Source organism: uncultured Gemmiger sp. (genome assembly GCA_944388105.1).
Classification (GTDB): Bacteria; Bacillota; Clostridia; order Oscillospirales; family Ruminococcaceae; genus Gemmiger.
Genome location: CALXHN010000022.1, coordinates 1 through 19,599, shown reverse-complemented (window position 1 = coordinate 19,599; position 19,599 = coordinate 1). Strand labels below are relative to the sequence as shown.

Here is a 19,599-nt window from a genome sequence, read left to right as displayed (position 1 = left end):
AGGACTTGTTCTTTTTTGCTCATTCTTCCGACTTTCCTTCCTGGCCGGTACGGCTGCGAATGGCTGCGGCAAACCGTCGGGTCATCTGGGCATTTCCGGCAAAATACAGATGAGAAAACGCCGCATACAGGGTGGGCGTAGTAAAGCCGCAAAGCCACTTGCGGCCGGACACAGGCTTTACTGCCTCAAAGGCTTCCCCGTTTTCCGTGCTGTCCCAATAGTGGAATTCATGCACGGGGGTGCTTTCCCCCTGACGGAAAAGCAGGCCTCCCTGCCGTGCAGTCAGTTCGGCATAGCCAAACCGGACAAGCTTGTCGGTGCGCAGACCGTGTCCCGGTAAAATGCCCACCATGGGGAAGGTCTGGCCGTCCTGATCCTGCAGGGACTGTTCCAGATACAAAAAGCCGCCGCACTCCGCCACCGTGGGCAAGCCCCCCTGCACAGCGTCATATACGGCTTGTCTCATCTTTTCATTGCGGGAAAGCATTTCGGCGTGGAGTTCCGGGTACCCTCCCGGCAGGTACAGTCCCCCCACATCCGGCGGGAGCGCCGCATCATGGAGCGGGCTGAAAAATACCGGTTCCAGCCCCGCACGGCAGAAGGCCTCCACCGTTTCGGCGTAGGTGAAGCAAAAGGCTTCGTCCCGGGCAATGGCCACCCTGGCCACAGGCTGGGGATAGGGCCGGCGCACGGCGGTGCGGTCCGGGACGGCAAAAAGAGTTTCAAACCGGTTCCAGTCCACCGTCTGCAGAACCACTGCGGCCACAGCGTTGATGCGGGCCCGCAGATCCACAATCTCCATGGCTGTATAAAGGCCCAGATGGCGGCTTTCAAACTGAGCTTCCGGCATGGAAGGAAGATATCCGATGACCGGCAGTCCCGTCTTTTCTTCCAGCACCGGAGCCAGTGTGTGATACAATCCTTCGCTGCAGTCATTGAGGAAGATTCCCGCCACATGACTTTGGGCAACAAACTCTGCCAGACCGCGGATCTCAGCAGCCAGTGTCAGACTGGTCCCTTTGGGGCGCAGCACCAGCAGGACCCGCATTCCCAGTGTGTGTGCCAGATGCCATGCCGAAGCACGGCTGGTGGTCCCTCCCACCCCGTCGTAGAATCCCATGACCCCCTCACAGACCGCGGCACCATGTCCGGCACAGGCGTCGGAATATAGGCTCCTCACCGTGGCTTCGGAGGACAGGTAAAGGTCCAGATTATGGCTTTCCACCCCCAAAATGGCGCGGTGGAACATAGGGTCAATATAATCCGGTCCACATTTGAAAGCGCATGGATCATGTCTGCGCCGTTTGAGCGCCGCCAGCAAGGCGCAGGTCACCACCGTTTTGCCGCTGCCCGATGCCGGGGCGGTCACCATACATTCAATCATCGCAGTTCCCCGTAATTATAAAAATCGGATTTTGCGCCGTGAGCATGTGTACATGTCCGGCTGCTTTTGTCTGACTGACCGCCACCTGGGTTATGTCCGGTTTGATGCCGCAGGACTGCAGCACCTCCATGGCGGAAGAAAGGCTTTCCAGAGCGATGGCCGTGATGCAAAGGCGCACAGCAGGATTTTTGGAAAGCGCCGTCCGGACGATTTCCGCCATACTGCCGCGTGTCCCGCCGATGAACACCGCGTCCGGCCTGGGAAGGTCCTGCAATGCCTCCGGCGCCCTGCCGCACACCACCCGCAGGTTCCAGGCCGCAAATTTGCGGCGGTTGGCCTCGATCAGGTCACAGGCATCCTCCCTGCACTCCACCGCAAACACTTTGCCCCTGTTTGCCATTGCCGCCAGTTCCACACTGACGCTGCCGGTTCCGGCCCCTACATCCCAAACAATGGCATCAGAAGCCGGTGCCAAACAGGCCAGAACAGCAGCCCGGACCATCCGTTTTGTCATGGGGACCTGTCCCCGGACAAACCATTCATCCGGCCACCCGGGCCCACGCCGGGGTCCCACAGGTGCCGCCTCCGCCAGCAGCACCGACAAAGCCGAAAACTGGCTTCCGGCACCTTCCGCCGCAGTGGTCACTGTAATTTTTTCAGCGGATGTACCCAGATCTTCCCCGACCGTCACAGACAAATTGCCTAATCCGGCCTCCGTCAGTTGGGCGCAAAGTGCCGCAGGGCCCAGCGTCCCCCCAGTAAGGAAAAACGCCGGATGCCCCTGCATGACTGCAGATACGGCATCACAATCCACGCCATGTGCACTGATCAGGACCCAATCCTGCCAGGGCCGCCCCAGAGCTGCAGCCAGCAGCTGTACGCTGGAAAGTCCCGGCAGCACCGTCGCCTGTGTACCGCGCAGCAACGGCAGCAAACTGCGGCAGCCGGAATAGAATCCGCTGTCCCCGCTGTATGCCACCACACAATCCAGATTCCGGTTTTCCTCCAGCACCTGAAGGATGGCTTCAGGCTTGGTGGCAGCGACCCGGTTGTCCGTACAGCCATCCGGCAGCTGCATCAGAAGGCGCTTGGCGCCAATGATACAGCCGGCACGCAAAAGGGCCTGCTCCGCTTCCAGCGTCAGTGTTCTGGCGTCACCGCTCCCTATTCCCAACAGTGTAATGCTCATGAAATCAGTCCTTTGCAAAAGGCGAGAATTTGTTCTTCGGTTTCACCGGAATCCGCCGGCCGACGGATCACCACCAGCGTTGCACCCGTCTCCTGTGCGGCTTCTGCTTTTTGGGCAAATCCCCCTTGGGAGCCGCCGTCCTTGGTGACCAGATACCGAACAGAAAACTGGCGCAGCAGTGCAATGTTCATCTCGGTGGTAAAAGGCCCCTGCATGGCGATAATATTACGGTGCGGGATGCCTGCTGCCTCACAGGCTTGCAGGCTTTCGGTCAGCGGCAGCACACGCGGATACAGTCTTTGCGGATCCAGCCCGGAAAAGGCAGACAATTCCTTGGCACCGGTGGTCAGCAAAATATTGCCCGTTGTCTTTTGCAAAAGTGCGGCGGCACCGGCGGCATCCTGTGCAGCCAGACTGTCCCGGGGCAGCGGACTGGGCTGCCGCAGCAGCCGTTTGCAGACGACGCCCGCCGCGGCGGCTGCCTGCCGGATGTTTCCGGTGGCCACCTCCGCATAAGGATGGGTCGCATCGATGCACAAATCGGCCTGCCGCAGCAAGGCCACCATATCAGCCGGTTCCAGACGTCCGACATGCACCCTTACGCCGGCACACTGCCCCTGCTCTTCTGCGCCGTAGGGAGTGGCTACGCATACCGTCACTTCCGCTCCCATGGCTGCCAGGGTACGGGATAAGCGGCGGCCTTCGGTGGTGCCGGAAAAAAGGACAACTTTCACTGGCGATACCCCCGAGGTGTGACCAGCTGATTTTCCAGGATCCGGGTGGTGGAGGAACCGATAAAAACCGTGGTGAACATGTCCATGGGGGCAGATTCCAGTTCGGCCAGGGTCAGGGTCCGCGTCTGCTGCCCTTCACGTCCGATATTGCGTACATATCCGCAACAGGTATCCGGTGCTTTGCCGGCCCGCATAAGAATTTGTACCGCCTTCTGCAGATAATCCGCCCGTTTTTTCGAGCCGGGATTGTACAGACAAAGTGCGAAATCGCCTTTTGCCGCACATTCCAGTCGCGTCTCGATGACCGGCCAGGGCGTAAGCAGGTCGGACAGAGAGATCACACAGAAATCATGGCCCAGCGGAGCGCCCAGCACGGCTGCCCCGGACAGTGCCGCTGTAATACCGGCCACAACTTCGATTTCCACATCGGGGTAATCCCCCGCCAGTTCCAGTATGGGAGACGCCATCCCATACACACCGGCATCCCCACTGCAGACCATGGCGGTGGTAATTCCCCGCTGCGCTGAATCCAGGGCATACCGGCAGCGGTCTATTTCCTGTTTCATGGGGGTCGTGAAGTATTCTTTTTGGGGATATAAAGGCCGGATCAGATCAATGTATACCGAGTACCCGCAAATCAAGTCCGCCCTTTCCAGAGCTTCTCTGGCCTGTTCGGTCAGATACCTGGCCTCTCCCGGTCCAAGGCCCACCACAAACAGCTTATTCATCCTGCCATCTCCAATCCGGGGCATAAGGCTGCAATGCCAGGGCCATCGTGACCCCATTGCCCGCATTTTTTTTGCTGTAAAGCGTCCCGCCGGATTCCAGAACGGCAGAGCGTTCACAAACGTTGTCCACCCCTGTGACTTGCTGCACGAAGGCGCTGGTGCTGAACCTTCCCTGCACCGCTGCCAGCTCCTTTGCGGAATAGGTCCGCAAGGGCCAGCCGTGGGACGCGCAGAAGCGAAGCAGGCCCGATTCCTCCTTTTTCAGATCAATGCTTGCCGCAGCCACAATCGCCTGTTCGCAGATGCCCGCCCGGGCCAGCATCTGCGCCAGGGCTGTTTCCAGTGCTTCCGGTGTGATCCCTTTGCGGCAGCCGATCCCCAGCACCCCAATGCGGGGAACCAATTGCAGCACATCCCGGTCCTGTCTGCGAATACTCAACCGCAGGTCACAGGTTTGGTCATCCGCGACACGCACGCAGCGGGGCGGTTTCCCGGAAACGGGAAAGTCACTGTTTACTCCTACCGTTCTGCCGGCCAGCACGGCAGCCGACACTTCTTTGATCTTGTGCGGCTGCAGGACCACGCAGTTCTGTCTTTTTGCCCATTCATCCACAGCAAAAGCGCCCCGAATGTCCGTAGCGGTGGTAATGACTGCGGCAGCTCCGCAGATACCCGCTATACGGCGGGCCAGATCATTGGCCCCGCCCAGATGCCCCGAAAGGAGGGGGATTGCCCAACGGCCGCTCTCATCCACCACCACGACCGCCGGATCGCTGACCTTGCTCTTCACGTACGGTGCAATGGCCCGCACCGCAATGCCCACTGCTCCCACATAGACCAGTGCCCCTGCGCGGGAAAAATGTTCCGCTGTCCATTGGGACAAAGACAGCGGCCTGCCGCAGCGGGCAGCTTGGCCATGCAAAGCGTCGGCCAGCGTTTCGGCCAAACACTGTCCCCGGTCAGTGAATGCCAGCAGGACGACCGGTCCGACACTCATGATTCGGCCCCTTTTCTGTATCCGGTGGTAAAGGACGGATCATACAGTCGGCTGCGGTCATAGCGATTTCCCAGGAAGTCCCCCACCAGGACCAGCGCCGTACGGGAAATCCCGTTTTGCCGGCCGCAGTCGGCCAGGGTTCCCACTGTGCAGCGCACCACTTTTTCTTCCGGCCAGGTGGCCTTATAAACCAGCGCCGCGGGGGTATCCGGCGTGTATGCGCCTTCCAGCAACGCTGCCTGCACCTGAGGCAGCATTCCGGCAGAAAGAAAAATCACCATGGTGGCGCCATGGGCCGCCAGGGCTGCCAGATTTTCTGATTCCGGCACCGGGGTCCGGCCGGCCATCCGCGTGATGATCACGCTTTGACTGACACCGGGCAATGTATACTCCGCATCCAGAGCCGCAGCAGCTCCGCAGAAGCTGGATACACCGGGGGTGCTTTCGTATGAAAGGCCGGCCGCATCCAGAGCATCCATCTGTTCCCGGACCGCCCCATACAGGCAGGGATCTCCGGTGTGCAGGCGCACGGTCATGTGGTCCTGTGCCTCCTGGGCCTTCATAAGATCCAGTACCTGCTCCAGAGTCAGCTCCGCACTGTTATAAATGGCGCAGTCCGGCTTGGTCAGACCCAACAGTGCCGGATTGACCAGACTGCCTGCATAGATCACACAGTCCGCCTTGGCAAGAAGGTCTGCCCCCCGCAAGGTAATCAGATCCGGTGCACCCGGTCCCGCTCCCACAAAATGGATCACCGTATTCTCCCCCTTTTCTTTTTATTTGACCAGGATCGTAGCAAAATAACCGGCATTGCCTTCCGGCCGGTCATGGGCAAGGTCATCCCAGACCTGCTCTTCCGGCAGACCACAATTACACACTAAGGCGCTTTTCTCCAGAAGACCGGCGTCTGACAGAGTGTCCAGCACACGGGGAAGCTGCCGACCACTTTTCATAAGCACCTTGGCGCCGGGGGTCGAAAGAAGGTCTTCCAGAGGGATGCTTCCGGGAGCAATGGTCAACGGTGTATCCATGCCGCCGGTCAGTGACCGGTTCAGCCTTGCTGCCACAGCGCAGAAACTGGGGACCCCCGCCACCATGGCTGTGTGATATCCCTGTTCTTCCAGAATGGTCTGCAGATAACCAAATGTGGCATATACCGAAACATCTCCCAGGTTCAGCATAGCCACATCCTGTCCCGCATCCAGATATCCCCGCAGCGTTTCTGCAGCAGCTTCATGGGCCCGACGGCGTTCCCCTTCATCATGGCTCATGGTAAAATGCAGCGGCACAATGGCTTTACGGCTCAGGTCCACGGCCTGCCTTGCAATTTCCAGTGCCAGCATTTCGCCGCTTTTTGTCTGAGGTGCCGCGATCACCTGACATTGATGCATAACACGCATTGCTTTGAATGTGAGCAGTTCCGGGTCGCCCGGTCCTACGCTGACCCCATACAGAGTCCCTTTTATGGTTTCCACTGTGCAAGAATCTCCTTTGCGGTATCGGTCAGGCCCAAAAGGCCATATTGGTTGGAAAAAAGCAGCGCTCCGGCCTGACACAAATCTCCGGCCCGCTGCTGCAGATGGGAAGAAATCGCTGCCAGGAGCCGCCCTATCACAGCATCCCGCAGTCCGCCCTGTTCCAGCAGTTCCAGGCAGGCATCGGTCGTCGGCGCAGCCAGCAGGGCGGCACACAGTTCAGGACCGGCGCCGCTGACAGCGGCATGCGCGCAGATCAGTTCGGTACGGCAATCCGCATAGCGGGAATGGGTATTCATCACACCGCCGGCCAGCTTGACCAGTTTTCCCATATGCCCCACCAAAAGCAGTTGTTCGATCCCTTCAGCAGCGGCCATATCCAGCGCATCGCCAATAAAATTGGAACACTTGACCACCGGAATTCCCAGGGCGTCCAGGCCATTTGTATGGAGAAAGTCCGCGCCATAGTTGCCCGGGGTGAGGATCAGGCGTCGGCTTTGGGCGGCGGCCTGACGGATTTCCAGCGCCAGAGTGTCCACCAGCGCCTGCTCGCTCATGGGTTCCACCACACCGGAGGTTCCCAGCACGGACAGTCCGCCTTCCACCCCCAATTTGGGATTGAAAGTCTTCTGCGCCGCTTCGGCCCCGCCGGGAATGCTGATTTCTACCAGCAATCCGCCGGAATACGCCTGTTGGGCGCAGACCTGCCTGACCTGTTCTTCAATCATACGGCGGGGCACTGTATTGATGGCTGCCGCCCCCACCGGCTGATCCAGCCCCGGTCTGGTCACCCGGCCTACGCCCGTCCCGCCATCAATGGTGATCCCCGGCAAGTCGGTCCGGAAAACCGACGCCACGATGGTCATCCCGTCGGTAACGTCACAGTCATCTCCTGCATCTTTCCGGATACCGCAGACCGCTTTTCCTGATTCCATACGGCAAAATTGCGGCAGCACCTGCACCGGCCACCCTTTGGGCGTAACCAGGCAGACCGTACGGGGAACAGCACCGGAAAGCAGCAGCCGGGATGCCCCCTGAGCGGCCAGCGCAGCGCAGGTGCCGGTGGTGTAACCGCAGCGCAGAAGTCGTTGTCCGCTGCGGATGTAGTGTTCAAAGTTCATGCTCTTTCCCCAGCAATTCGCGAAGATGGGCGGCATACATGGCCTGCACTGTCGGCAGCATGCCAAGCCCCTGCAGGGTACAGCGGACACGGATTCCCTTGGCCTGCAGACGGGATTTCCAGCTTTCCGGTCCTTCTCCAGCCATATCATTGCGGGCATGGTCACCCGCCACCAGCATCAGCGACAGCAGATGTGCCTTTTCATACCCGCCGCGCAGAAGCTGCGGAAGCACGTCTTCCAGTTCCGGCCAGCCTTCCGCCGTAGCCACATATACATCCGTGCGTCCCATCATATGGAGAACCGCCTGCAATGCCGGATAGACAATACCGGCAAAGTGAACCGTTCCATGCCCCATCAGCAGCAGTGCTTCCCCCGGGACCGGGGGATACGCTTCATCCAGTGCGGCCGCCAGAGCACGCAGGTCCTCCGGACCCGCCAGCAAGGGCTTACCCAGCACGATCCGGGCAAACTGTTCCCGCCGCGCCTCTACCAGACTGCGGATATGATCGTATTCCTGCCCATACAGTAAATGCGTCGGCTGTACGGCCACCTCCTGACCGGCCAGTGCATCCAGCGCCTGGGGAAGACTCTGTACGGTCTCCCCTCTCGCCTGCAGGATGCGGCGGATCGTGGGACTTGTAAAGGCCCGTACAAAAGGCAGTTCCGGCGCCGTATGCTGTAAGGCGGATTCCACCGCTGTAATGCTTTGCCGTGCCTCGGGCACGCTGGTACCGAAACTGACACACAACAAGGTTTTTGGCATGGTTCATCTTCTCCTGCTCAGCCCGCCATACAAGCAAGGCTATTTTGATATTGTACCACATTCGGGGCGGAAAAGGATATAGGGTACCCCATTTTCATCCGCCAGGACCCGGGCCTGAACGCCGTATACCTGCCGGATGAGAGCGGGCGTCAGAATCTCTTGCGGTGTTCCGGAAGCCACAATGCAGCCCGCCTGCATGACTACCAGGGTATCGCAGTACATGGCCGCAATATTGAGATCGTGCACAGCCGTAATTACGGTACGCCCCAACCCCCGTACCAGTTCCATCAGCTGCAGCTGATACCGGATGTCCAGATGGTTGGTGGGCTCATCCAGCAGCAGGCAGGGCGTCTGCTGTGCCAGTGCCCGGGCCAGGATCACACGCTGCCGTTCCCCACCGGAAAGGCTGGAGAAGCTGCGATGCTGAAAGCCATCCATCCCCACTTGCGCCAAACTCTGGGAAACGATGCGGTAATCCTGGGTGTCGTCCCGTTCAAAAGCACGCTTGTGCGGACTGCGCCCCATAAGGACAATGTCCTGTACCGTGAAATCAAAATTGTAGGTGTTGTGCTGGGCCACCGTGGCCATCCTTCTGGCCGTTTGCCGGGGCGAGTATTCCCGCAGGGAACGGCCATCCAGAAGCACTGCCCCGCCGTCGGGCTGCAGCACGCGGCAGATACAGCGCAGCAATGTAGATTTTCCGCTTCCGTTTGGACCAATGATGCCCAACACCTTGTGTTCGGGGATCACCAGGTCTATTGTTCGCAGGACAGGCTGCCCATCCAGCTGTTTTTCCAGGTTTTTTATGGTAATATTCATGCGCCGCCTCCGAATCCGTAGCGGTGCCGCACCATCAGGCAAAGAAAAACCGGTGCTCCCAGCAAGGAAGTCAGGATGCCCACCGGGATCTCATTTCCGGGCAGGATCGTACGGCACAGAACATCAGCCCAAAGAAGAAACAACGCTCCGGACAGGGCACACAGCGGAACAAGGCGACGGTGGTCGGTGCCAAACAGCAGACGTACCACATGGGGGACCACCAGGCCCACAAAACCGATGGCACCGGCAGCATATACGGCGAATCCCACCATCAGGGAACTTACCACCAGATAAAGAATGCGATACCGGTGCAGGTCTGTACCCAGCGTCACGGCGGTCTCGTCCCCCAAAAGCATCAGGTTCAGGGTCCGGCATTGGGTAAGAAAGAAAGCCGTTCCGCCGCCTGCCACCAAAAGCATCACAACATTGTTGGGCCAATCGGCGGCCGAAAGGCTGCCCATTGTCCAGCGCATGATCTCGGAGTCGGCATGGTCGGCGCTGCGAAGATACAACAGGAACTGGGTGCCCGCCCCGCACACCGCAGCCAGTGCACTGCCTGCCAGCAGCAATTTGACAGAGTTTGCACGGCCGCCCACATTGGCCAGTGCCACCACTGCGCAGGAGATTCCCAGCGCACCGGCAAAAGCCATCAGGCCTACATAATTGCTGCCCAGTGCGGTCCCTACCCCCAACAGAACGGCCAGGGTCACACCCAGACCAGCTCCGGAAGAGACACCCAAAATGTACGGGTCCGCCAGGGGGTTCTGGACAATAGCCTGCATGGCCACACCGCACAGCGACAGGCTGGTCCCCACTGCAGCCGCCAAAACCAGGCGAGGCAGACGGATAAGCCAGACCACATCATGGACCGCCGTTCCCGGTGCCCATTTTTTCGGAATGGGCTGCCCGCACACCAGGTGGAGCAGTTCGTACCGGATCACCGTGTATACCTGCCCCACAGGCAGGCGGGTGGTTCCCATAGTCACCGCAACAATCAGCGAGACCATCAGCCCTGCGGCCAAAAGCAGAATAGCCGCTGTGGTGCCCGCCCGACTTTGCAAACACCGCGTCCTTCGCGTTTTTTCCCGCTTCATGCGACTGCCTCGGCGGCAGATGTCTGCCCTTCCGGATACATGCCGGCCGCTATAGTACGGATGCCGTCCACTGTGCGCGGTCCGGCTGCATAGATATCCCCCAGCATGATCGGCACAACACGTCCGTTTTGCACGGCGGACAGGCTTGCAAAAGCGGGATCTTCGGTAATGGCTGCCAGCTGCTGGGCGACGACCGTTTCGGGGTCATCTCCGGAATACGCCATGTAGACCACAAAGATCACATCCGGATCCCCTTGAACCAGGTCTTCTTTTCCCATTTCGCCGCCATCCGGTTTGACCAATGTGCCGCCCAGCTGGGTCACCATATCTCCGGCAAGGGAATCCGCACCATAGTTGCTGATTCCGCTCCCCATCGGCTCCACCACCGCCACTGTCTGTGCAGGGTTCTGTTCGGCCGCTTCCAGTGTATCCGCCACGCAGGTACGCATCTCCGCCACCAGGGCTTCCGCCTTATCCTCCACATCAAAAATGCGGCCCAGATTCAGTATATCCGTATACTCGTTTTCCAGCGTCCGGGGACGTCCGCCGCCCCGCGTGTTGGAATTGATATAGGTAGCTACCCCCTTCTGGTTCCAGCTGCTCACGTCTCCCAGATTTTTTTCACTGAAAAGAGAGCCCCAGGAGAGAATCATATCCGGTTCCAGAAGGGTCATCGTCTCTTTATCCGGTGCGAAAACGTCGTCCTTATAGTTCATTCTGGAGAAGCCGGACTGCCATTCCTCTTTCACCTCATTGTCCAGACCGTAGGACGCAATGACCCGGTCTTCCAGTCCCAAGGCGATCATGGTCTCGATGGAACCCTGGTATACCGCCACCACCCGCTCGGGGGCCTTTTCGTAAGTATAGCTGACTTCATCTCCGGCATAATTGTAGTTCGTGATGGTGACCGGATCATAGTCACCGGATGTCTGCGGCGAGGCCGCCGGCATTTCTTCCTGTGCCGCCGGGGCGCACCCGAAGGTCAGAAGCGCCAGCCCCAGAGCCAGCTCCGTCAGGCGGATGGGATGTTTCGTTTTCATAGAAAATACTCCTTGTCCGAACCGACCGTGACCACCGCAAAAAAAGAGGGCCTTCCTGCCATAACGGCAGAAAAGGCCCGTACCAAAACAAAGCACGCCAAAACACGGTGTACCATAGTTTTACCGCGCAAACGTTTCGTCCGTCCGCTGCACGGGCCCTGCCCCGCACCGTCAGCGGTTCATTCCAACGGTTCAGGCAGTATTCAAACAGCAAGGCAGGTCTTCCGGCTCTGGCGTCAATGTGCGGCCCTGTCTTCCCATACGCATCGGTACAGTGACATCAATGGGCCGAACTCAGCCATTACGGCGGCGGTCCCGCGCAGGTCTTTCACCTGCTTCCCTATTCTCCCGGCCAGCGAAAGCCCCGGGCACCCTGTGTTGCTTTGTGGTTACTACGGTACCATAAATCCGGCTTTTTGGCAAGCAAAGCGCTCAGAAAAGGCGGGGCTGCCGCACACACCATCCGGCTCCCCGCCCTTTTCTGTTATTTTCTGCCTTTATTCGCTCCGGCCCCGCCGGATTCCCGCAGGAACACATATGTGCTTTCGTCCGAGCGTTCGGGGCAGAAGTGAAAGTGCTGACGGTCAAACGATTGTATCTCCACCGGGTCCGTGATTCCGCGTTCCGCCATAAAGCGTACCATTTCTCCCCGGGCCATCTTGCACATGGTGGCTTTTTCAAGGATCCTGCCGTCTTTTTCTTCCCCAAACACACAGGTGATAAACCGCACCGACGGCGGCAGATACCGGGACACGCAGACGCTGTATTCCCGGGAGGCCAGATTGATAATACAGTTTGTCTCGGAAAACAGCTGCGCCGCAAGGGAATCCCCCCAGAAGGCATAGACATCCCGGGCGCCGTTGACCGACAGGCGTGCCTGCATTTCCAGCCGGTAGGGGGTCACACCGTCAAAAGGGCGAAGCAGGCCATAGAAGCCGGAAAGGATCCGCAGGTGTTCCTGGATATACGAAAATTCCCAGGTGGTAAAAACACCGGGAGCCATATACTGGTACTGGATTCCTTCATAACTGAGAATGGCCGGCGTCAGATGGCGCCGCAAATCCATGTTCCGGACCCGCTGGACATTCAGTTCCGCCAGCTGGTCGTTGCATTTCCACAACTTTTTCAGTTCTTCGTAAGACATCCCTTTCAGGCTGTCCAGCAGCTGTTCGGTACGGTCCAGGAATGCCGGCAAGTCCTGCCAGTCTAGGCTGTCCGTGTCCACATTCATCTTTTTGGCGGGAGACAAAATGATACGCATTACATTCCCCTTTTACTGTACTCCATCCAGATAGGCCAGAATGTCAGCGGCATTGGTGTCCGGTTTGACCTTCGGCATCACCTTTTCAATGTTGCCCTGCGGGTCGATCACATAGGTGGTGCGCACAACGCCCATGCTGACCTTGCCGTACAGTTTCTTTTCCTGCCAGACGTCATAGGCCTGAATGGCCTGCAGTTCCGGGTCAGAGAGCAGAATAAACGGAAGCTCATATTTCTGGGCAAATTTCAGGTGAGAAGCCACCGAATCCTTGCTGATCCCGATGACCACCACATCGCGGGAGCGAAAACCGTCAAAATTCTGCGCAAAAGCGCAGGCCTGCCGGGTGCAGCCCGGCGTATTGTCACGGGGATAAAAATACACGACCACCCGCTTTCCCGCAAAGTCGGACAGGCTGACCGTGTTTCCGTCCTGGTCCTTGAGGGTAAAGGCAGGCGCTTGAGTCCCGATTTCCAGCATAATGGGTTCATCCTTTCTTTTCTGCTTTTTATTCGTTGGTTATTGCCGGGTCCATTCCAGCCTTGCTTTCCGTTGAAAGTATACCCGGCCGCACCATTTTATGTCCGTTGCCTGGGGCACATACAAAACATGATGGCAACATTCCGAATCCTCATGCGAGCATGCCCTTACATAAAATCATCCAGCGAAAGCTGGCCGTCCTCGCAGCTGCGTTCCAAGGGCGGCGGAACCGATGTCAGCAATTCCAAAGCCGCCTGCGGATCAGTGAGCCAGGGGCGCACCTGTTCATGGCTCAGGATCAGAGGCATCCGATCATGGATATCCCGGACCGTCTCGTTGGGTGCCGTGGTAAGCACCACAAACCGGTCCTGCCCATCCACACAATCATAAATTCCCGCCAGATACAGCGGTTTGTCCGGAAGACGGAAAAAGTATTTATGCTTTTTGGCATCCCACTCATAATAGCCACTGGCCGGAATCACGCACCTGCGTCCCACCACACTGCGCCGGAACATCGGTTTTTCGCAGACAGTCTCCGCCCGGGCATTGATGACAAGTCCGCCGCGCCATCCGGGGATCCCCCAGCGCTGAAACACCGCCACCACCTTGTTGGCACTGGCAACCAGGACCGGAGCTTCTCCGGTGGGGACAACATCTCCCGTAACAGGGACATCCGATTTTTCTGCAGGACGTCCGCTGCGGCGTCTGGCATCCTGCACGATCTGCTGAAATTCTCTGTATTTTTCTGTGGAGAACTGATACCGTCCGCACATAGCGCTTACACCGTCCATTCCCTTTGGGTATTCAGACAGGATCGAGGTTCATTCCTGAATCACAAAAACCAGATCTCCGTCATAACAAATTTCCAGCAGGCATTCCTGGATTTCCTTTCCAACCTGGAAAAAGCCGCTGTATTTGGCCTGATGATACCCATATGTTTCATCCAGAATCATATAGTCCGGCGTTGGGAACCGACGCAGAAACTCCTTCAAGAACATCTTTTCTCCCTGGAAAGTTCCTGTATTGCCTGCCAGTCCATCATACCGGAGCAGATAGGCATAACTGAAGTCCCAGTTCACCCGGAAAAATTCCACATGGCCGTCCTGCTGGCCGCAGGGCGGCACCGTTCTGACAAGGCCGGTGGAAGTGCACAGGATCATCCGGTCTTTCTCAATTCGGAAATCATTTACCTGCATGTCATGCAGCGAACAGACCGGCGTACCGGCCTTCCATATGATTTTTTCCATATGGGCACCTCTCAAACAGAGTACCACTCCCGGATCCGGTCCCGCAAAAAGGCCCGAAGATCTTCTTCTGTGCCACTGACCAGATCCTTTTTCTGCAGCAGCGTCACCCGGTCTCCATGTGACAGAAGAATGGCGTCAGCAGTTTCTACCACAGACTCAAAATCATGCCATGGAACCACTGTCCTGTCCTTCTCCTCTTTGGCGGAGAATGTCATTCCTTCCGGTGCAAACGACAAACAAAGATGTTCCTGCGGCAATGCGCTCAGACCAGACAAAAGTCTGGCCGCCGGTTGATCAAACGGATTTTCTTTTCGCCGGAAGCTTCTCCAGAGGCCGGCGCCTCCCGCACAAACAGCCAGCGCCCCCATAACCAAAGGAAGCAATAATTCCCGCGGTTCCATGATCCCAGGCACAAGCAGAAAGATCCCGAGAACCAGAAAGACAACACTTCTGGCTCTGGTCCGCCGGGGGCTTCGCCCTTTTGCAAGGGCATTGAGACGGTCTGTCTGTTTCCAGATACCGGGGCAGGCTTTTCGGGACGCCATCTCTGTGCGCTTTTCCAGAGCCTTGCTCACCTGCGGCAGCAAAAGCTGCGTATCATAGGGGCTGATTTGAAAAATGAAATCGGCGCTATGCATGGTTTCTCCTTATCAGAAAAAGGGTCCGGCTTACCGACTGCCGGATACAGCCGGAAAGCCGGACCTTGCTATACCTTGGTATGTAGATTTCAGAACCGCTCCACGCCCTGCGGCGTGACGCGTGCATAGATCAGCGGCGGCTCCTGAGGCTTTTCTGCCCCGATGGTCAGGCTGCGACAGAATGTTTCTTCCGCTGCCGTGAACAGCGCCGGGTCGTCGGCATACAGGGTGGCAATGGTCTGTCCACTGTGTACCGCATCCCCCAGCTTTTTATGCAGCGTGATGCCGGCTGCAAAATCAATGCTGTCTTCCTTTGTCTGCCGACCGGCCCCTAGCAGCACACTGGCAATGCCGATATCTTCCACATTGTGGGCGGTGATATAGCCGTCTGCCCGGGCGGAGATGGCCCGGGAATAGCGGGCTTTCTTGAATCTGGCGGCATCCCGCAGCACAGTGGTATCTCCCCCCTGGGCCTCAAACATCTGGCAGCATTTGGTGAAAGCAGTGCCGTCATTCAGCACAGACTCCGCCATGGCGCGGCAGGTCTTGAAATCCCCCTTGCCGGCCAGCAGCAGCATGTTGGTGGCCAGCTGCAGGCAAACTTCCGTCAAATCCGCAGGGCCCTTGCCCTGCAGCACTGCCATGCTTTCCTGCACTTCCAGCGAATTGCCGATGTTATGCCCCAAGGGGCGGTCCATGTCGGTGATGAGGGCGGCCATCTTGCGGCCATGGGCTGTACCGATGGAGACCATCAGACGGGCCAGCTCGATGGCGTCCTCCAGATTCTGCATGAAAGCACCGGTTCCCATGGTCACATCCAACAAGATGGCATCCGATCCGGCGGCCAGCTTTTTGGACATGATGGAAGAGGCGATCAGCGGGATACAGCCCACGGTGGCAGTGACATCCCGCAGGGCGTACAGTTTTTTATCCGCCACCGCGATTTCCCCGCTCTGGCCGATGACTGACAGGCCGATCCGCCGCACCTGCGCGAAAAACTCTTCTTCGGAGAGAGAGGTCCTTGTCCCGGGCACAGCTTCCATCTTGTCGATGGTGCCGCCGGTATGGCCCAGGCCGCGGCCGCTCATCTTGGCCACCGGCACACCGCAGGCCGCCACAATGGGAGCCACCACCAGGGTGGTCTTGTCCCCCACGCCGCCGGTGGAATGCTTATCCACTTTGATGCCGGGGATGGGAGAAAGATCCACCATATCTCCGGACCTGGCCATGACCTCGGTGAGTGTGGCGGTCTCGGCATCAGTCATGCCTTTCAGGTAGATGGCCATGAGCAGAGCGCTCATCTGATAATCGGGAATGGAGCCCGCCACATAGCCGTTGACGGCAAAAGCGATCTCCTCGTCAGTCAAGATCCGGCCATCCCGCTTTTTGGCAATAATGTCGTACATGCGCATGTTGTGGTCCCCCTTTCGGACGGATTGGCCGCTGCGCAGCGGCACAAACAGAGAAATGCCGCCCGCAGACGGCATTTCATGGGTTCAGGTTCAATCAGCGGCTGCCCTTGTCATAGGGAATGCCTTCGGCCTTGGGCGCCATGCTGTTCTTGCTGGTAAAGGCAAGGATGACCATGGAGGCAATGAAAGGCATCATATTGTAGATGTTGGAAGACCAGCCCAGCTGGGACAGGATGGTGGCATCCGCAATATTGGCCAGACTCTTGAACACGGCAAAGAACATGGCCGCGCCGAAGATGTGCACAGGCTTCCACTGGCCGAAGATCATAACGGCCAGTGCCAGGAAGCCGGTACCGGCCACACCCACCTCAAAATTCCAGGTCTGCACACTGGGGATGATATAAGCAAGACCGCCGATACCGCCCAGCAGACCGGAAATCAGCACGCCGCTGTACCGCATCTTATAGACGTTGATGCCCACCGAATCGGCCGCCTGAGGATGTTCACCGCAGGCACGCAGGCGCAGGCCAAACCGGGTTTTGTACATGACGATATAGCTGATGATGAGCAGAACAATGCCCAGCGGCACAAAGATGCTGAGTTCCAGCCCGCCGATCTTGAACAGGAATGCGTTGTTGGTGTAGTCGATCTTGGCGGAAGTGGAACCGTTGAAGTTCTTGGCCAGGATGATGGCAATGGCGGTGGCCAGCATGTTTAGTGCCGTACCGCCTATGGTCTGATCGGCTTTCAGGTGTATGGAGGCAAAGGCCAGCAAAAGGGAGAACACCATACCGGACAAAGCCGCCACCAATACGGACACGGTAACGATCACAAATGCCGGCAAGGTATTGGGCAGCATAGCCACCGCCAGAACACCGCCCAGGCCGCCAATAACCATGATGCCTTCCAGGGCGATATTGATGATGCCGGAATGTTCGCTGAACATACCGCCCAGGGCAACCAGCATCAGGACAATGCCATACAACAGGGTATACTTGATCAGCAGCAGCATGTCATTTGCCCTCCTTCTTTGTCTGTGCGGCGGGTTCTGCGTTGGCGTCCGGGGTATTGGCACCGGCGTGGAGCTTCTTTTCAATCACGCCGCGGAACAGCATGGCAAAGGCGCACAGATAGATGATGATGCCGGAAATCAGGTCGGCAATCTCGGTGGGGAAATACCGGGTGGGCAGGAAGCTGCCGCCCACCGTGATATGGGAGATGAACAGAGAGGAGAAGATGGTGCCGATGGGATTGGACGCCGCCAGCAAAGCGGTGGCAATGCCGTTGAAGCCCATGGCCGGCAGGCTGGTGGTATTCAGGGGATTCCACTCCGCGCCGGCAGACAGGTACAGCAGACCTGCGCCGAAACCGGCCAGCGCGCCGGCAATGGTCATGGAGAGGATGATGTTCTTTTTCTCGTTGATACCGGCATACCGGGCCGCGTTTTTGTTCAGGCCCACTGCCTTGAGCTCGTAGCCGAAGGTGGTCTTTTCCAGAATGACCCAGACCAGGATGGCCGCCGCAATGGCCAGGAAAATGGCAATGGTAGTGCTGGGCGTATGGAAGATATCCGACATACCGCAGGACGGAATAAGCGACCCGGGCGAACGTTCTGCCAGCTTCCAGGTACGGGTGTTGTTGGCATCATACATGGCACCGGTGCCCCGGGCATAGATGATCTCATTGACCATATACAGCCCGATCCAGTTGAACATGATGGAGGTAATGACCTCGTTGATGTTCAGATACGCCTTGAAGATGCCGGGGATGGCGCCCCATACCGCTCCGAAAAGCGCGGAAGCCAGCAGGCAGACATACCAGGGCAGGTTGAGGATCAGGGCGCAGTACAGACCGCCGAAGGCGCCCAGGGTATACTGGCCGGCAGCACCGATGTTGAACAGGCCGGTCTTGAAGGCAAAAGCCACCGAAAGGCCGGTCATGATCAGCGGTGCGGAGTTGGTCAGGGTCTTGCCCACACCGTAGGGGAAGTCATAGAAACCGCCCTGGATGATGCGCAAAAAGCCCTGGTCCCAGGCATGTTCCGCATTGATGATGAACAGTGCCACCAGACCGACCAGCAGGCCGATCAGGATGCACAGAAGCGCAGCCAGCACGCTGCTGCTTTTTTGCCGCAGGGCCATGCCCAGATTGTTTTTGTTACGGCTCATGAATTACTGCGCCCCCTTTCCCTGCTTTTTGGCGCCGGCCATATACAGGCCCAGTTCCTGGACCGTGGTGGTCTTGGGATCGAATTCGCCCACGATTTCTCCTTCGTACATGACGAGGATGCGGTCGGACAGGTTCATGACCTCGTCCAGTTCCAGGCTGACCAGCAATACGGCTTTGCCGCGGTCCCGTTCGGCCACGATCTGTTTGTGGATATATTCAATGGCACCCACATCCAGGCCGCGGGTAGGCTGCACTGCCACCAGCAGCTTGGGGTCCTTATCGATTTCCCGGGCAATGATGGCTTTCTGCTGGTTGCCGCCGGACATGCTGCGGGCAATGGTCACACTGCCCTGACCGCTGCGCACGTCATACTGTTTGATCAGGCGGTCAGAATATTCCCGCACAGCCGCCTTGTTGATGAAGCCGGCTTTCTGGAACTGCGGTTCCCAGTACCGCTGCAGAACCATGTTGTTTTCCAGGGAATAGTCCAGCACCAGACCGTATTTGTGGCGATCTTCCGGAATATGGCTCATACCGTCCTTGGAGCGCTGGCGGATACTGGCATGGGTAATGTCCTTGCCGTCCAGGGTCAGGGTGCCGTGGGTAATCTTTTCCAGACCTGTCAGGCCGTACACCAGTTCGGTCTGACCGTTGCCTTCAATGCCGGCCAGACAGACGATCTCGCCGCCGCGCACATCGAAGGAGACGCCGCGGACAGCGTCCTTCTTGTGCGCATGACCGGGCACCGTCATGTCCCGCACCGACAACACCACATCCCCCACCTTGGCGGGCGCCTTGTCCACCGCGAACTGCACGTCACGGCCGACCATCATGCGGGACAGCTCTTCCTTGGTGGTGTCGGCAATATCCACAGTGCCGATGCACTTGCCTTTGCGCAGCACGGTGCACCGGTCCGACACCGCCATGATCTCATTGAGTTTGTGGGTGATGAACAGAATGCTCTTGCCTTCCTTTTTGAAGCCGCGCATGATGTCCATCAGTTCATCGATTTCCTGAGGCGTCAGAACAGCGGTGGGTTCATCAAAAATCA

Annotated in this window: 21 protein-coding genes and 1 riboswitch; all 21 genes read right to left on the bottom strand. The window is 58.2% G+C overall.

The window, feature by feature from the left end:
- Positions 1-19: 19 nt before the first annotated feature.
- Positions 20-1,384, bottom strand: coding sequence for a cobyrinate a,c-diamide synthase (locus Q0K17_RS04335; RefSeq protein WP_294540330.1), 1,365 nt, complete (start codon positions 1,382-1,384; stop codon positions 20-22).
- Entirely contained in the window at positions 1,377-2,573 is a 1,197-nt protein-coding gene (gene cbiE, locus Q0K17_RS04330; RefSeq protein WP_294540329.1) for a precorrin-6y C5,15-methyltransferase (decarboxylating) subunit CbiE, read from the bottom strand. Before cbiE ends, Q0K17_RS04335 begins: the two co-directional genes overlap by 8 nt.
- Positions 2,570-3,307: a precorrin-6A reductase gene (gene cobK, locus Q0K17_RS04325; RefSeq protein WP_294540327.1), complete on the bottom strand. Its 738-nt coding sequence runs from the start codon at positions 3,305-3,307 to the stop codon at positions 2,570-2,572. The genes cbiE and cobK overlap by 4 nt, the downstream gene beginning before the upstream one ends.
- On the bottom strand, positions 3,304-4,035 hold the full coding sequence (cobJ, locus tag Q0K17_RS04320; protein WP_294540325.1) for a precorrin-3B C(17)-methyltransferase: 732 nt from the start codon (positions 4,033-4,035) through the stop codon (positions 3,304-3,306). Before cobJ ends, cobK begins: the two co-directional genes overlap by 4 nt.
- The gene (locus Q0K17_RS04315; RefSeq protein WP_294540323.1) at positions 4,028-5,032 is read right to left on the bottom strand and encodes a cobalt-precorrin 5A hydrolase; all 1,005 of its coding nucleotides are present in this window, start codon (positions 5,030-5,032) and stop codon (positions 4,028-4,030) included. Before Q0K17_RS04315 ends, cobJ begins: the two co-directional genes overlap by 8 nt.
- Complete coding sequence (gene cobM, locus Q0K17_RS04310; protein WP_294540321.1) at positions 5,029-5,787, bottom strand: precorrin-4 C(11)-methyltransferase; 759 nt, start codon at positions 5,785-5,787, stop codon at positions 5,029-5,031. Before cobM ends, Q0K17_RS04315 begins: the two co-directional genes overlap by 4 nt.
- Positions 5,788-5,808: 21 nt before the next feature.
- Positions 5,809-6,507 carry a precorrin-2 C(20)-methyltransferase gene (gene cobI, locus Q0K17_RS04305; protein WP_294540319.1) on the bottom strand — a complete coding sequence of 233 codons (699 nt, stop codon included), beginning with the start codon at positions 6,505-6,507 and terminating at the stop codon, positions 5,809-5,811.
- Positions 6,495-7,628, bottom strand: coding sequence for a cobalt-precorrin-5B (C(1))-methyltransferase CbiD (gene cbiD / locus Q0K17_RS04300; protein ID WP_294540317.1), 1,134 nt, complete (start codon positions 7,626-7,628; stop codon positions 6,495-6,497). The genes cobI and cbiD overlap by 13 nt, the downstream gene beginning before the upstream one ends.
- Positions 7,618-8,391 (bottom strand): sirohydrochlorin cobaltochelatase, encoded by a 774-nt coding sequence (locus Q0K17_RS04295; protein WP_294540315.1) that lies wholly within the window; start codon positions 8,389-8,391, stop codon positions 7,618-7,620. The genes cbiD and Q0K17_RS04295 overlap by 11 nt, the downstream gene beginning before the upstream one ends.
- Positions 8,392-8,430: 39 nt before the next feature.
- Positions 8,431-9,210, bottom strand: a complete 780-nt coding sequence (locus tag Q0K17_RS04290) for an ABC transporter ATP-binding protein (protein WP_294540313.1) — start codon at positions 9,208-9,210, stop codon at positions 8,431-8,433.
- Positions 9,207-10,271 (bottom strand): iron ABC transporter permease, encoded by a 1,065-nt coding sequence (locus Q0K17_RS04285; RefSeq protein WP_366776707.1) that lies wholly within the window; start codon positions 10,269-10,271, stop codon positions 9,207-9,209. Before Q0K17_RS04285 ends, Q0K17_RS04290 begins: the two co-directional genes overlap by 4 nt.
- Positions 10,272-10,300: 29 nt before the next feature.
- A complete protein-coding gene (locus Q0K17_RS04280) occupies positions 10,301-11,344 on the bottom strand; it encodes an ABC transporter substrate-binding protein (protein ID WP_294540311.1) in 1,044 nt (347 codons plus the stop codon).
- 196 nt (positions 11,345-11,540) lie between these two features.
- Positions 11,541-11,735, bottom strand: a riboswitch (cobalamin riboswitch).
- A 93-nt stretch (positions 11,736-11,828) separates the two neighbouring features.
- Positions 11,829-12,605, bottom strand: coding sequence for a peroxide stress protein YaaA (yaaA, locus tag Q0K17_RS04275; RefSeq protein WP_294540309.1), 777 nt, complete (start codon positions 12,603-12,605; stop codon positions 11,829-11,831).
- Between the two features lie 12 nt (positions 12,606-12,617).
- Positions 12,618-13,082, bottom strand: coding sequence for a thioredoxin-dependent thiol peroxidase (gene bcp / locus Q0K17_RS04270; protein ID WP_294540307.1), 465 nt, complete (start codon positions 13,080-13,082; stop codon positions 12,618-12,620).
- A 167-nt stretch (positions 13,083-13,249) separates the two neighbouring features.
- Positions 13,250-13,873: an SOS response-associated peptidase gene (locus Q0K17_RS04265; protein ID WP_294540305.1), complete on the bottom strand. Its 624-nt coding sequence runs from the start codon at positions 13,871-13,873 to the stop codon at positions 13,250-13,252.
- A 30-nt stretch (positions 13,874-13,903) separates the two neighbouring features.
- On the bottom strand, positions 13,904-14,329 hold the full coding sequence (locus Q0K17_RS04260) for a hypothetical protein (RefSeq protein ID WP_294540303.1): 426 nt from the start codon (positions 14,327-14,329) through the stop codon (positions 13,904-13,906).
- 11 nt (positions 14,330-14,340) lie between these two features.
- Positions 14,341-14,967 (bottom strand): YcxB family protein, encoded by a 627-nt coding sequence (locus Q0K17_RS04255; RefSeq protein ID WP_294540301.1) that lies wholly within the window; start codon positions 14,965-14,967, stop codon positions 14,341-14,343.
- 89 nt (positions 14,968-15,056) lie between these two features.
- Positions 15,057-16,379, bottom strand: coding sequence for a pyrimidine-nucleoside phosphorylase (locus tag Q0K17_RS04250; RefSeq protein ID WP_294540300.1), 1,323 nt, complete (start codon positions 16,377-16,379; stop codon positions 15,057-15,059).
- Between the two features lie 94 nt (positions 16,380-16,473).
- Positions 16,474-17,391 (bottom strand): ABC transporter permease, encoded by a 918-nt coding sequence (locus Q0K17_RS04245; protein WP_294540298.1) that lies wholly within the window; start codon positions 17,389-17,391, stop codon positions 16,474-16,476.
- A gap of 1 nt (position 17,392) precedes the next feature.
- Positions 17,393-18,547: an ABC transporter permease gene (locus Q0K17_RS04240; RefSeq protein ID WP_294540295.1), complete on the bottom strand. Its 1,155-nt coding sequence runs from the start codon at positions 18,545-18,547 to the stop codon at positions 17,393-17,395.
- 3 nt (positions 18,548-18,550) lie between these two features.
- Positions 18,551-19,599 (bottom strand): ATP-binding cassette domain-containing protein (locus Q0K17_RS04235; protein ID WP_294540293.1); only part of this gene is annotated, 1,049 nt, incomplete at its 5' end.

Bases quoted from the DNA above. Each gene is read 5' to 3' on its own strand.
- Q0K17_RS04335 (WP_294540330.1), bottom strand. From the start codon at position 1,384: ATGATTGAATGTATGGTGACCGCCCCGGCATCGGGCAGCGGCAAAACG.
- cbiE (WP_294540329.1), bottom strand. From the start codon at position 2,573: ATGAGCATTACACTGTTGGGAATAGGGAGCGGTGACGCCAGAACACTG.
- cobJ (WP_294540325.1), bottom strand. From the start codon at position 4,035: ATGAATAAGCTGTTTGTGGTGGGCCTTGGACCGGGAGAGGCCAGGTAT.
- Q0K17_RS04315 (WP_294540323.1), bottom strand. From the start codon at position 5,032: ATGAGTGTCGGACCGGTCGTCCTGCTGGCATTCACTGACCGGGGACAG.
- cbiD (WP_294540317.1), bottom strand. From the start codon at position 7,628: ATGAACTTTGAACACTACATCCGCAGCGGACAACGACTTCTGCGCTGC.
- Q0K17_RS04295 (WP_294540315.1), bottom strand. From the start codon at position 8,391: ATGCCAAAAACCTTGTTGTGTGTCAGTTTCGGTACCAGCGTGCCCGAG.
- Q0K17_RS04290 (WP_294540313.1), bottom strand. From the start codon at position 9,210: ATGAATATTACCATAAAAAACCTGGAAAAACAGCTGGATGGGCAGCCT.
- Q0K17_RS04280 (WP_294540311.1), bottom strand. From the start codon at position 11,344: ATGAAAACGAAACATCCCATCCGCCTGACGGAGCTGGCTCTGGGGCTG.
- yaaA (WP_294540309.1), bottom strand. From the start codon at position 12,605: ATGCGTATCATTTTGTCTCCCGCCAAAAAGATGAATGTGGACACGGAC.
- bcp (WP_294540307.1), bottom strand. From the start codon at position 13,082: ATGCTGGAAATCGGGACTCAAGCGCCTGCCTTTACCCTCAAGGACCAG.
- Q0K17_RS04265 (WP_294540305.1), bottom strand. From the start codon at position 13,873: ATGGACGGTGTAAGCGCTATGTGCGGACGGTATCAGTTCTCCACAGAA.
- Q0K17_RS04260 (WP_294540303.1), bottom strand. From the start codon at position 14,329: ATGGAAAAAATCATATGGAAGGCCGGTACGCCGGTCTGTTCGCTGCAT.
- Q0K17_RS04255 (WP_294540301.1), bottom strand. From the start codon at position 14,967: ATGCATAGCGCCGATTTCATTTTTCAAATCAGCCCCTATGATACGCAG.
- Q0K17_RS04250 (WP_294540300.1), bottom strand. From the start codon at position 16,379: ATGCGCATGTACGACATTATTGCCAAAAAGCGGGATGGCCGGATCTTG.
- Q0K17_RS04245 (WP_294540298.1), bottom strand. From the start codon at position 17,391: ATGCTGCTGCTGATCAAGTATACCCTGTTGTATGGCATTGTCCTGATG.
- Q0K17_RS04240 (WP_294540295.1), bottom strand. From the start codon at position 18,547: ATGAGCCGTAACAAAAACAATCTGGGCATGGCCCTGCGGCAAAAAAGC.